Raw genomic sequence first — 12,026 nt, forward strand, 5'->3', positions numbered from 1 at the left:
GGGCGGGCCGCGCCTACCAGCGCATGCCCAGGGCCTCCAGGGCCTCGACACGCTCCGGGGTGAGGGTGTCGGCACGCGAGCGCTGGTTGGCGATCCACGAGCCCAGGCGCAACTCCTGGTCCCCGACGCGCTCCACGTGCGTGCGGGGCACCCGGAGATGACCCTCGCGGTCCCGGAACCGGCGCGCGGCCTCCAGCTGCGCCGCCCAGGCGGCGGCGTGGCTGCGGCGCGGCGGCGGGCGCTCCGCCGCCGTCGCCGGGGTGACCCCCAGGGCGTGCTCCAGGAGCCAGCGCTGGGCCCAGGACAGCCCCTCCCAGTGCAGCCGCTGGCCGCGCACCCACCCACCCAGGTCCTCGCCCTGGACCACCAGTTCGCCGGGGGCCAGGGGAAGCCGGCCGCCCGCGTCCAGGTGGACCCGCGTCAGGTGGAAGGCGCGCTGCCAGGAGATCTCCCAGGCGGGACACCAGGAGGGGTCCACCGCGTCGAGCGCTTCGCGCCGCTCCTGCGACAGGCCCCCCGCCCCCGTGCGGCGGGCCGCCGCACGCTGGTTCTTCACCCACACCCCGACCGGGGCCCCGCGCCACGTCGCGTCCACCGGTGGAAGCAGGTGGCCGTGTTCCGCCGCCCAGCCGGCGGCCGCCGCCAGGCCCTCCTCGAAGGCCACGTCGACATGGCTCCACACCATGCCCAGCCCGTCGAGCGCAGCCACCCGCTCCCGGCCGAGCGCACCCCGGCGGTGGGTGCGCCGCGCGTCCGCGATCCACTGGCCGAGCGGGAACCGGGCCAGCCCCGGCGGCCACGCCGCGTCCCCCTCCGGCACCTTGAAACCGAACGGCACCTTGAGGTCCCCGGCCGTGGCGGCGTAGATCCGGGCCGCTTCGACCCCGCGCCGCCAGTGCGCGTGCTCCGGGTGCAGCACGCGCAGCGTCACGAACGCGGCCAGCAGCGCGGGATCCCGGGGGGTGGAGAAGCTCAGCAGCGCCTGTGCGCCGGATCCCGCCGCCGTGGCCGGGGTCCGGCTCGGCGCCTGCGGCTGGGCCAGTGACTCCACCAGCCGCGAGTCGTGTGCGCGCAGCGCCTCCAGCAGGCGCGCGAGGTCGCCGTACGCGCGCGAGGTGAGCATCGCCTGCGGCGTCTCCCCCGGCTCGAGCAGCACGGGCACCACCAGGGAGGCGACCTTCCCCTCCCCGGGGCGGATCCGCAGCGCCCGCCCGACGGCCTGCACCAGGTCCGGCATGGAGCCCCGTACGTCGGCCCAGTAGACGGAGTCGCACTCCTTGGTGTCCACGCCCTCGCCGAGCACCCGCACACTGCCGAGGAACGCCTTGTCCGCGATCCGGCCGTCGGCGAAGGTGTCCAGGACCCGCCGCCGGTGCGCGGCGGAGTGCTGCCCCGACAGCCAGTCGGCCCAGACGGTACGGGGGTACTCCGGGCCGCCGCCGCCGCGGCCCCGTCCGGCGTCGGCCCGCAGCCGCCCGGCGACCTCCGGGAGGCCCGCCGCGAAGGCCTCGGCCTCCCGGGTCAGGTGGTGGAAGACGAGCGTGCGCCGGAACCCCTCCTGGGCGGCCGCCTTCACCAGCGCTGTCTGCAGGGCGGCCATCCGGGCGCCGCGCACCGCGTCCGAGCGGCCGCCCGGGCCCAGCAGCACCGCCGCCCGGAACTGCGGATCGGTGACGTCCACGCACACCACCCGGTAGGGGGCGCAGATCCCGCGGTCGATCGCCTCGGACAGGGTGAGGGTGTGGCAGCGCGCGCCGAAGGGCCCCTGCGGATCGTCCTCCATGGACGCCACCAGCTCGCCGCGCCGCGGCCCGCCGGCGCGGCCCTCCGGGGCGGCCCCGGCCCGCGCCTCCCCGCGGGCGCCGGCCCCGTCCTCCTCGCCGTCCTGCCAGACGCGGGGCGTGGCCGTCAGGTACAGCCGCCGCACGGCGGGGACCCGGGTGTTGTCGTGCACCACCGCCCAGGGCTTGCCGATCCGCCCGGAGGTCCGGTGCGCCTCGTCGACCACGACGAGGTCCCAGCCGGGCAGGCCGGCGTGGTGCGCGCGCTCGATGGTGCCGAGGCCCAGCGAGGCGTAGGTGGCGAACACCGTCACCCGGCCCGCCGACGGGCCCGCCCAGTGCGCCAGTTCGGCCGCGTCGGTCGTCGTCGGCATCCCCGCGTCGTCGGCGCGCAGGGAGCACACGCCCAGCGACCGCCCGGTGCGGCCGCCCTCCCGCCAGGCGGCCGCGGTCTGCACCAGCAGGTCGAGGGAGGGCACGAGCACCAGCACCCGGCCGGCCCGCAGCTCCTCCGCCGAGCGGACCGCGACCAGGGACTTGCCGGAGCCCGTCGCCATGATCACCTGGGTGCGCAGCCCGCGCTCGGGCACCCGGCCGCCGGGCGGAACCGCCAGCGCCCGCAGCACGGCGTCGACGGCCTCGCGCTGGTGCGGACGCAGTTCCTTCCTCGCCATGTGCCCTGCTCCACCCTTGTGATCAGCCGCTTCTCCGCCAGCTCCTATCCTGCCCCTTTTTTGACGCACGGCGGGCACGCCTCGCGGAACGGGCTGCCCGGGCCGCGTTGATCATCTGGCGGCCGGATGCGACGGTGAGCCCATGACCGACATGTTCGAGGACAACCGGCGACTGCTGTTCGCCGCCGCCTACCGGATGCTCGGCAGCGTCGCCGACGCCGAGGACATCGTGCAGGATGCCTGGCTCGCCTGGCACCGGACGGACCGCGCGTCCGTCGAGCACCCGCGGGCCTACCTGGTGCGCACCGTCACCAACCTGAGCCTGAACCGGCTGACCTCGGCCCGGGCCGTCCGCGAGGCGTACGTCGGTCCCTGGCTCCCCGAACCCCTCCTGACCTCGCCCGACGTCGCCGAGGAGGCCGAACTGGCCGACACCGTCTCGATGGCGGTCCTGGTCGTGCTGCAGACCCTCACCCCGGTCGAACGCGCGGTGTTCCTGCTCCGCGAGGTGTTCGGCTACGCGTACGCGGAGATCGCCGAGGCCGTCGGGAAGTCGGAGGCCGCCGTCCGCCAGTCCGCGCACCGGGCACGCGAGCACGTACGGGCCCGCCGCCCCCGGTTCACGGCCGACGCGTCCGAACAGCGTGCGGTCGCCGAGAAGTTCCTCGCCGCCTGCGCGGGCGGCGACCTGCGCGAGGTGCTCGAGCTCCTCGCCCCCGACGTGGTGTCCTGGTCGGACGGCGGCGGCGTCGTCACGGCCGCCCGCCGCCCCCTGCACGGCCCCGACCACGTCGCCCGCTGGCTCCTGGGCGTCCTCGCCAAACCCGAGGCGCGGGGCGTCGAGACGCGCATCGCCGCGATCAACGGCGAGCCGGGACTGCTCATGGTCAGAGGCGGCGTCACCGTCGGAGCGGCCACCTTCGAGGCGGCCGAAGGCCGGATCACCGCGCTGCGCGTCGTGGTCAACCCGCACAAGCTGCGCGGCGTCCAGCCCTGAACGGCCCCGGCCCGCGGGCTACCTCGCCCCGAAGTTCTGCGTCCACCAGGGGCCGCCCGCGCCCTGGTGGACGCCGACGCCGATGTCCTTGAACGAGCAGTTGAGGATGTTCGCGCGGTGCCCCGGGCTCTTCATCCACGCGTCCATGACCGACTGGGCCGTCTGCTGGCCCTTCGCGATGTTCTCCCCGTAGGTCGACCAGCGGTATCCGGCGGCGGTGGTGCGCTGGCCCGGGTCCGTCCCGTCGGGGCTCGTGTGGGAGAAGAAGTCCCGCCGCGCCATGTCGACGGAGTGGTTCTGGGCGGCCGCGCGCAGTTGCGCGTCCTCCTTCAGCGGACCGCAACCCGCCGCCGCACGCTCGGAGTTGACCAGGGCCACGACCTGCCCCGCCACGCCCGGCGGTGCCGGGGCCGGCGCCGGGGGCTTCGGGCTGGGAGAGTTGCTGCGGCTGGGCGTCGGGGTGGGGCTCGGGCTGGCGGCCGCGCTCGGCGAGGCGGAGGCCGACGGCGAGGGGGAGGGCGACGCGGAGGCGGAAGGGGACGCGGAGGCGGACGGCGACGGCGACTCGGAGGGCAGCGCGGACGCGGGGGCCGAGAGCGCGGCCGGCGGGACCGGGGCGGCCGCGTCAGCCGTCTTCGTGCCGCCGGAACCGGGGAGCGTGGCCAGGTAGACCGCGCCGCCGCCCGCGACGCAGGCGGCGAGCACCGCGCTGCCGATCACCATGCGGCGGTTCTGCCGGCGCTTGCGCGCCAGACCCCGCCCGCCGCCCGCCGTCGCCACGTCGGGCGCGAGGTGGCTGAGGGCCGCCGTGTCCGCCAGGCCCGCCGCCGTGCCGTCGCCGGCGGCGAAGGCGGCGGCCACCGGGTCGAAACCGGCCGCGGAGGCCGCCCGGACACCCGCCAGCAGGGCCGCCGAGACGGGCACCAGGGCCAATCCGGCCAGTAGCCCCTCCGCCGGCACCAGCCCGTTCCACAGGCCGGAGCAGCGCACGCACTCCCGTGCGTGGCGGGCTATTCGCTTGCGCCACAGCGCCGAGGGCCGGCCGTCCCAACCCGCGACCAGCGTCCGCAGCTCCTCGCACCGCGGCTGGGCGTCCAGGGCGCGCTCCACCACGCGGGCCGCCTCCAGCTGGGCCTTCATCCGCTGCACCCGTACCGCCGTGTGCTGCGCGGAGAGCTCCAACGCGGTGGCCACCTCCGCCCGGGTGAGCTCCCCGGCGCACTCCAACCACCACAGGGAGAGCAGGGCCCGGTCGTCGGGCTCCAGCCAGCGCGTGGCGCGGGCCGTCTCGCGGCGCTGGCCCGCCAGGTGGAGGCGGGCGACGGTCAGGTCCACGAAGTCGGCCCCCGGGTCGGCGAGCTCGCCGGCCGCCTCCAGGGTGCTCTCGCCGTAACCGCTCTGCCGGGCCTGCCAGTACGCCCGTACGCGGTTCATCGCGATGGCCACCAGCCAGGAGCGGAAGCTGTCGTCGGCGCGCAGGCCGCCCAGGCCATCGAGGGCCCGCAGCATCGTGTCCTGCACCACGTCGTCCACGTCACAGGACCCGTTCAGGGCCCGGCCGACGATGTTGTACACGAGCGGCAGGTGGGTGCCGACGAGTTCGTCCTGCGCGCGGGGATCGCCCGTGCGAGCCGCTGCCACCAGCGCTGCCGTGTGCTGAGTGCTCATGTGATGTTCCCTGTCCGTACCGGCGGTCGATGATGCCCGATGCCTGGGAGACCGTCGAGAGGGTCCTCGATAACGGTTATCGGGAAGAAGATTTCCCGGTATCCGCCGCGGGCGGAAGGGCGCGGCGCCGTACGGCTGCTCACAGCAGCGGAGCCAGTGCCTCGGCCGCCGTGCGCAGGGCGGGCGCGTACCCCTCCATCTCCTCGCGGGAGACCAGGAAGGTGACGGTGGTGATGCTGACCCCGCCGACCGGCCGCCCGTCCGACCCGAGGACGGGTGCGCCGATGCAGCGGATGGTGGGCTCGTTCTCCTCGTCGTCCAGGGCGAAGCCCCGGACGCGGGCCTCCGCGAGTTGCGCGTACAGCTCCCGGGCACTGGTGACCGTCCGCGCGGTGCGCGGCGGCAGCCCGGTGGCCGCGAGCAGCTCCCGCACCTCCTCCTCGGGCAGGTGGGCCAGCACGCTCTTGCCGATCGCGGTGGTGTGCAGCGGCATGCGCATGCCGACCCGGGAGGCCGTCCGGAAGGGCTGCTCGCCCTCCAGTTTCCGGACGTAGGTGACCGTCTGCCCGCTGTGCAGGGCCAGATGGACGGTCTGCCCGCCGACCGCCTGACCCAGCTCCTGCAGGATCCGCCCGATGCTCTCCGGCTCTCCTGCGCCGACCAGGGCGGACAGGGCGCGCAGCCGCGGCCCGGCCCCGTACCGGCCGTCGTCCGCCTGCCGTACGAAGCCCTGTTCGGCCAGCGAGGCGAGGATCCGGAAGGTGCTGGACTTGGGTACGGCGGCCGCCGCCGTCACCTCCGCGAGCCGGTGCGGGCCGCCGGGCGCGGCCACCGCCTCCAGGATGCGCAGGGACTTCTCCAGCGCCGATCCCGCGGCGGAGGTCCGCCCCCCGCGAGGGCCGGCTGAGTCCTTCTGGGTCCCGTCCGTTGACACGCCAACTTCCCGGCTGTGTAGGGTCTAGACCACGTGGTTCGGTCACACGATACGTCGTTCCGCTACGTGGAACAACCGGGAGGATCCCTTGTCCTGCCATCCCTACGCGGTGATCGCCGCGCAGCGCGTACTGCCGGTGCTGCGCGACGCCGATTCCGACGAAGCCGTCCGGCGCACCACCACCCTGCTCGCCGCCGGATGCCGCGCCGTCGAACTGACCACCTCCACCCCCGGCTGGGCATCCGCCGTCACCCGCACCGCCCGCCTGACCGACGCCCACGGCCGCCCCGCCCTCGTCGGCGTGGGCACCGTGACCACCGCCGGACAGGCCGAAGCCGCCCTCGACGCGGGGGCCGGCTTCCTGGTCTCCCCGCATCCCGCCCCGGAGGTGCGCGAAGTCGCCGCCCGTCGTGGAGCCGCCTTCATCGAGGGCGGGTTCACCCCCGGCGAGATCGCCGCCGCGGTCCGGGCCCGGGGCGCCGCCAAGGTGTTCCCCGCCCACGTCGGCGGTCCCGGGTTCATCCGCTCCCTCAAGGCCGTGCTGCCCGCGGGCCTGATCGTCCCCACCGGAGGCATCCGGCCCGCCGAGGTCCCCGACTGGCTGGCCGCCGGGGCCGCGGCCGTCGGCATCGGCGACGGTCTGCCGGAGGACCCGACCGAACTGGCCGCCGCCTTCGCCGCACTGGCCGCTCCCTGCTGCGGCCGCGGCGACTGCGCGGACCGGCGGCCCCGGCCGTGACCGGTCGGCCCGTCACGGCGTACGACGTCCTCGTGCTCGGCGAGGTGCTCGTCGAGATCCACGCCGGAGCCGCGCTGAGCGAGGTCGCCGACGGCACCCCGGCCCGCATCTCCTACTCGGGGGACGCGCTGAACGCGGCGGCCGCCGCCGCGGCTGCCGGCGCCCGGACCGCCCTGCTCGCCGTCGTCGGCGACGACGAACTGAGCACCCCCCTGCTGCGCCGTGCCGCCGGCCTCGGCGTGGACGTCTCCCACGTCCGCCGCGCCCCGCGACCCAACGGCGCCTACCTGCTGTCCGCCGACACCGACGGTGACCGGGAGTTCGTCTACTGGCGTGCCCACAGTGCCGGTTCCACCCTCGCACCCTCCCACATCGCCTCCTGGCGCGAGCTGCTCACCGCCTCCACCGCACTGATCACCAGCGGCATCACGGCTGCCCTCTCACCGAGCAGCCGCGACGCCGTGCTGGCCGCCGCGCGCCTCGTGCACAGCTCAGGCGGCCACCTCTCCTACGACCCCAACTACCGCCCCCGGCTCACCGGCCCGGCCGGCGCCCGGGAGCTGCTCGCCCGGATCGCCCCGCTGACCGGCTTGCTGAAGACCTCCTGCCCCGCCGACGCCCTCGCCCTGGTGGGCACCGACGATCCGGGCACGGCCGCCGCCCGCTGCCGCGCGCTCGGCGCCGCTGCGGTCGTGGTCACGTCGGGAGCGGGACGGCTGCTGCTGGACGACGGCGCGGGGCCCGCCCGCTCCCAGCCGGTGCCGGTGAACCCGGCTCCCGTGGACGCGACCGGGGCCGGGGACTGCTTCACCGGCACCGCCACCGCCCGGCTCGCCCTCGGGGACGGGCTCGTGGACGCCGTGGCCCACGCCGCCGCGGCCGCCTCGCTGTCGGTGTCGGGTCGCGGCGGCACCGGGCGCGTCCCCGCCTTCGCGGAGACGGCGGCGCTGGCAGCGCGGCACCGCCGGCTCACAGGGCGCCCAGGACCGCGACCTCCTCGGGGGTGAGGCGCAGTGAACCGGCGGCGACGTTCTCGACGAGGTGGTCGGGGTTGCCCGTGCCGGGGATCGCCAGGACGTGCGGGCCGCGGCTCAGCGTCCAGGCCAGGCGCACCTGGGCCGCCGACACCCCGTGGGCCTCGGCCAGGGCGCGTACCTCGGGACGGTCCTCGGCCGCCGCCTCGGCCCCCGCCTCCTTGCCGGAGCCGGCGATCGCGAAGAACGGCACGAACGCGATGCCCTGCCGCCCGCAGGCGTCGAGGAAGGCGTGGTCCTCGGCGGCGGAACCGATCCCGTACGGGTTCTGCACGCACACCACCGGCGCGATGGCCTGCGCCTCGGCGAGGTGGTCGGGGCGGGCGTTGGAGATGCCCAGGTGGCGGATGAGACCGGCGGTGCGGAGCTCGGCGAGCGCGCCGAAGTGCTCGGCGATCGACCCGGTCGTCTCGCGGCGCTGGACGCGCAGGTTGACCACGTCGAGGTGGTCTCGGCCCAACTGGCGCAGGTTCTCCTCCACCTGGTTCCGCAACTGCTCGGGCCGCGCCCACCACCACTGCCCGGCCGCGTCCCGGCCCGGCCCGACCTTGGTCGTGATGACCAGGTCGTCGGCGTAGGGGGCCAGGGCGCGGTTGATCAGCTCGTTGGCGGAGCGCAGCGGGGAGAAGTAGAAGGCGGCGGTGTCGATGTGGTCGACCCCCAGCTCCACGGCCCGCCGCAGCACGCCGGTCACCCGCTCGCGGTCGCTGGGGGAGCCGTCGGCGAGGTGGGTGAGCCGCATGGCGCCGAAGCCGAGCCGGTTGACGGTGAGGTCCCCGAGCCGCCATGTCCCCGCCGAGTCCGCGGTGATCGTTTCTGAGGTCATCCGCGCAGGGTAACCGCCCTGGTGAGCCGCCTGCGTCCGTTGCCGGTTGCCGGTTGCCGGTTGCCGGTTGCTCGTTGCCCGTTGCTCGTTGCTCGTTGCTCGTTGCCCGTTGCCGGTTGTCCGTTGCGGCGCGGGTGTCCTGCGCGGGCATGGAGGACGCCGCCGGGCCGGATCCGAAGTCGCGGCCCGGCGGCGCCGGTCGGTGGTCCTGCGCGAGCGGGTCAGTGGTCCGCGCGGGATGAGAGAGGTCCTGCGCGGGGTCGGGTGGGTCAGCGGCCGTTCAGGCCCCGGTCCACGGCCGTCATCAGCTCGCCGTCGGCGGTGTCGGCATCCAGGGACCAGAACATCGCACCGCCGAGCCCGTGTGCACGGACGTAGCCGGTCTTGGCGCGCAGCACCTGCGGATCGTCGTACGTCCACAGGGTGGTCCCGTCGAAGAGCCAGGCGTGCCCGCCGCGCCGATCCCGGTGGACCTGGTAGGCACCGGAATCGGCCAGCTTCTTCAGGGCCTTGTAGTCCTCGTACCCCGCCGCCCAAGTGGCCGGCGCCGGCCCGGTGGCGGGCTGCCCCATGCCGTCGCCGCCGCCGCTGACCCCCGTCCAGCCCTGTCCGTAGAACGGCATGCCCATCACCAGCTTGTGCGCGGGCGCACCGCGTTCGCGCCAGGCGTCGACCGTGCCGTCCACGCTGAAGTCCCCACGGGCGTAGAGCGCGGACTGCTGGGCCGTGGTCGGTTCCCCGGAGACGTGGAAGTCGTAGCCCTGGAGGTTCACGAAGTCCAGGTCGCGCATGATCCGGCGGACGTCGAACCCGGCGTCGATCTTCGCGGGTGCGGTCGGGACGAAGGCCGTCAGCTCGTACGGTGATTTCCGCTTCTGACTGCGTCCGTACGCATCCAGCTGCGTGCGGAACTCTCTGACCAGCTCCGTGAAGTTCCGCTTGTCCTCGGGCCGGAACTTCGTGTCCGAGTCCCCGGCCGAACCCGGCCACTCCCAGTCGAGGTCGATCCCGTCGAACACCCCGGCCGCCGCGCCCGCGCCGCCGCGGGTGCCGTCCTGCGGCAGGTTGCCCTTGATGTAGAGGTCGATGCACGACTCGACGAACGCCTTGCGGGAGGCCGGGGTCAGCGCGGCGTCCGAGAAGTGCGTGGACCAGCTCCAACCACCTAGCGAGATCAGCACCTTCAGGCCGGGGTGCTTGGCCTTGAGTTCGCGGAGCTGGTTGAAGTTGCCGGCGAGCGGCTGCTCCCAGGTGTCGGCGACCCCGTCCACGGAGTTCTCGGCGTCGAGCGGGCGGACGTAGTCGGCCCAGGCGTCGGCCTCGCCGGGTACGTTGCCGGTGAAGCACTTGCCGTCGGCGCTGACGTTGCCGAAGGCGTAGTTGATGTGGGTCAGCTTGCCGGCGGAACCGTTCGCCTCCAGGTCCTGAACCTGGAAGTCCCGCCCGTAGACGCCCCATTGGGTGAAGTAGCCGACCTTCTTGTACGAGCGGTGGTGGCCGCCCGCTGCTCCCTCCTGCGCGGCGCCGGCAGCAGGCGCGAAGGCGGTCAGCAGGGAGAGGGAGCAGGCGGCGACGGCCAGCCTGCCGAGCATGCTGCGGCGCATGGGCTTCCTTTGCGGGAGCGGGAGCGGGAGCGGGAGTGGGGAGTGAGCGCGTGCGCGGTGCATGCCGGAAACTATTGGTCTGGACCAGGCGGGTCAAGGGGGTCGTGGAAACTCGCGGGAAGACGACTCCCGCCGCGGGCGGCGCGGGCGGCTCCTCGCGCTACTCAAGGCTCCTCGGGCCAGTCGGGCGGGTCGGGCGGGTCGGGCGGGTCGGAGCGGGACGGGTGGGTCGGAGCGGGTCGGAGCGGGTCGGAGCGGGATGGGTGGGTCGGTGCGGACCCGACCGGGCCGGGGCGGGCCCCACGGGTCGCTAGGGGAGGCTCCACTGGCCGACGTCGTCGGCGAGGCCACCGTTCAAGGCGAACTGGACCGCCGCGGGCGTGGCGTCCTGAGGCAGCCGGAAGGTGACGAGACCCTCGGCCGAGCCGCCCGGCCGCAGGGTGACGGCGTCCGGGAAGGACTCCCCGGCCGTCGTGGGGCTGTTGAGGCCGGAGAACCGCTTCCCGGCCGTGTCGAGCAGGTGCGCGGCGGGGGCGGGGGAGTCCTTGTAGTCGGCGCTCCCGGTGTTCACCAGCCGGAACCGGACGGCCAGCAGCCGGGTGGACGCGTCGGGCGCCGGACCCTGCTCCGCGTCGGCGGGGCTCGCGGGATCCACCACGTGGACCAGAGTGACGTCGAGGCGCTGGCCCGGTTCGTTCCCGGCGAGGGAGACGGTCTCGCCGGAGCCGCCGGACGCCGCGCCCAGCAGCGCCGTCCCGCAGACCGCCAGCGTCAGCGCGGCGGCCGCGCCGCGCAGACGGAGCCCAGCCCGAGGCCGAAGGCGACGCCGGGGCAGGCGGGCATCTGCCGATCCACCGATCACCCTGTCCACGATCCTCCCCGTGCCGGAGCCCCGCCACCCCCACACCGCTCGCGAGAGGGCTGCTCCGCAACGAGGAGACGGCTGGGACAGCGGCGCAGGACCCGATCCCGCGCCGCCGCCCCGGAACGACCGAACCGCACCGCACCGCACCGGACGACGTGCGACCTGCCCGGGGCTACGCGGCCCCGCCCTCCTGGTACCCGTACGGGCGGGTGATGATCTCCATCCCGTGTCCGGCGGGGTCGGTGAAGTACACGCCGCGGCCCCCGTCGTTGTGGTTGATCTCGCTCGGGAGCTTGCCGTGCGGATCTGCGTAGTACGCGACGCCCGCGACCTGGATCCGCTCGAAGGCCACGTCGAACTCCTCTTCGGAGATCAGGAACGCGTAATGCTGCGGGGTGATGGACTCGGCCGGGATGGTCGCGAAGTCCAGGGTGACGCCGTTGGCGGTCTCGACGGGGACGAAGGGGCCCCACTCGGCCCCGACGCTCAAGCCGAGGACGTGCGCCAGGAAAGCGGCGGACTCCCGGTTGTCACGGGAGTGGATGATCGTGTGGTTCAGTGCGACTGACATCTGTGCATGCCTCCGAAAGGCACTTCGCGGCGACCTCCATGCCTCACCCAGCCGGTGACCGACACGCGATGCCGCGCCCAGGATGCTAGCCACTCCTACCGACCGAAGTCCACCGCCTTCCGGCCAGGCCAGCGGGACAGGTGGGAACGCCCACGGGCTCCAGACAACTGACCGGCGCGCCCTCACTTCCGCCCGCACACCACCACGAGCTTGCCCGCCGCCGACTGCCCGTCGGGCACCGGCCCACTGCCCGCCCCTGAGACCTGCCGCCGACGGGCTCGCTGCCTGCCCGCCAGTGCCCCGCGCGCCGCTGCTGGCTACTCACCCGTCCGG

The 12,026-nt window shown here is 74.9% G+C and carries 10 protein-coding genes; 3 read left to right on the forward strand and 7 right to left on the reverse strand.

Annotation, left to right across the window (positions count from 1 at the left end; genetic code table 11):
• Positions 1–13 precede the first annotated feature (13 nt).
• On the reverse strand, positions 14–2,455 hold the full coding sequence (locus tag AC07FY_RS06370; protein WP_479001228.1) for a helicase associated domain-containing protein: 2,442 nt from the start codon (positions 2,453–2,455) through the stop codon (positions 14–16).
• A 142-nt stretch (positions 2,456–2,597) separates the two neighbouring features.
• Between AC07FY_RS06370 and AC07FY_RS06375 the strand changes: the two genes are divergently transcribed.
• Positions 2,598–3,452 carry an RNA polymerase sigma-70 factor gene (locus AC07FY_RS06375; protein WP_479001231.1) on the forward strand — a complete coding sequence of 285 codons (855 nt, stop codon included), beginning with the start codon at positions 2,598–2,600 and terminating at the stop codon, positions 3,450–3,452.
• Positions 3,453–3,470: 18 nt separating this feature from the next.
• On the opposite strand, the gene AC07FY_RS06380 is transcribed toward AC07FY_RS06375, so the two are convergent.
• Together AC07FY_RS06380 and AC07FY_RS06385 are read right to left on the reverse strand one after the other, a co-directional pair.
• On the reverse strand, positions 3,471–5,120 hold the full coding sequence (locus AC07FY_RS06380; RefSeq protein WP_479001234.1) for a sigma-70 family RNA polymerase sigma factor: 1,650 nt from the start codon (positions 5,118–5,120) through the stop codon (positions 3,471–3,473).
• Between the two features lie 139 nt (positions 5,121–5,259).
• Positions 5,260–6,054, reverse strand: a complete 795-nt coding sequence (locus AC07FY_RS06385) for an IclR family transcriptional regulator (protein ID WP_479001237.1) — start codon at positions 6,052–6,054, stop codon at positions 5,260–5,262.
• Positions 6,055–6,142: 88 nt separating this feature from the next.
• On the opposite strand from AC07FY_RS06385, the gene AC07FY_RS06390 reads away from it, so the two are divergent.
• Both AC07FY_RS06390 and AC07FY_RS06395 read left to right on the forward strand, forming a co-directional pair.
• Positions 6,143–6,793, forward strand: a complete 651-nt coding sequence (locus AC07FY_RS06390) for a bifunctional 4-hydroxy-2-oxoglutarate aldolase/2-dehydro-3-deoxy-phosphogluconate aldolase (RefSeq protein WP_479001240.1) — start codon at positions 6,143–6,145, stop codon at positions 6,791–6,793.
• On the forward strand, positions 6,790–7,800 hold the full coding sequence (locus tag AC07FY_RS06395) for a PfkB family carbohydrate kinase (RefSeq protein ID WP_479001243.1): 1,011 nt from the start codon (positions 6,790–6,792) through the stop codon (positions 7,798–7,800). The genes AC07FY_RS06390 and AC07FY_RS06395 overlap by 4 nt, the downstream gene beginning before the upstream one ends.
• Here AC07FY_RS06395 and AC07FY_RS06400 read toward each other — a convergent pair.
• The 4 genes from AC07FY_RS06400 to AC07FY_RS06415 all read right to left on the reverse strand — a co-directional run bounded on the left by AC07FY_RS06400 (position 7,763) and on the right by AC07FY_RS06415 (position 11,693).
• A complete protein-coding gene (locus tag AC07FY_RS06400; protein WP_479001246.1) occupies positions 7,763–8,653 on the reverse strand; it encodes an aldo/keto reductase in 891 nt (296 codons plus the stop codon). The two genes, AC07FY_RS06395 and AC07FY_RS06400, sit on opposite strands and share 38 nt — an antisense overlap.
• A 269-nt stretch (positions 8,654–8,922) precedes the next feature.
• Entirely contained in the window at positions 8,923–10,257 is a 1,335-nt protein-coding gene (locus AC07FY_RS06405; RefSeq protein ID WP_479001249.1) for a glycoside hydrolase family 18 protein, read from the reverse strand.
• Positions 10,258–10,567: 310 nt separating this feature from the next.
• On the reverse strand, positions 10,568–11,128 hold the full coding sequence (locus AC07FY_RS06410; protein ID WP_479001252.1) for a DUF4352 domain-containing protein: 561 nt from the start codon (positions 11,126–11,128) through the stop codon (positions 10,568–10,570).
• A gap of 166 nt (positions 11,129–11,294) precedes the next feature.
• Positions 11,295–11,693, reverse strand: a complete 399-nt coding sequence (locus AC07FY_RS06415; protein ID WP_479001255.1) for a VOC family protein — start codon at positions 11,691–11,693, stop codon at positions 11,295–11,297.
• Positions 11,694–12,026: the final 333 nt, after the last annotated feature.

It is taken from the genome of Streptomyces sp. NPDC045967, from assembly GCF_056430495.1.

Bases quoted from the DNA above. Each gene is read 5' to 3' on its own strand.
- AC07FY_RS06370 (WP_479001228.1), bottom strand. From the start codon at position 2,455: ATGGCGAGGAAGGAACTGCGTCCGCACCAGCGCGAGGCCGTCGACGCC.
- AC07FY_RS06375 (WP_479001231.1), top strand. From the start codon at position 2,598: ATGACCGACATGTTCGAGGACAACCGGCGACTGCTGTTCGCCGCCGCC.
- AC07FY_RS06380 (WP_479001234.1), bottom strand. From the start codon at position 5,120: ATGAGCACTCAGCACACGGCAGCGCTGGTGGCAGCGGCTCGCACGGGC.
- AC07FY_RS06400 (WP_479001246.1), bottom strand. From the start codon at position 8,653: ATGACCTCAGAAACGATCACCGCGGACTCGGCGGGGACATGGCGGCTC.
- AC07FY_RS06405 (WP_479001249.1), bottom strand. From the start codon at position 10,257: ATGCGCCGCAGCATGCTCGGCAGGCTGGCCGTCGCCGCCTGCTCCCTC.
- AC07FY_RS06415 (WP_479001255.1), bottom strand. From the start codon at position 11,693: ATGTCAGTCGCACTGAACCACACGATCATCCACTCCCGTGACAACCGG.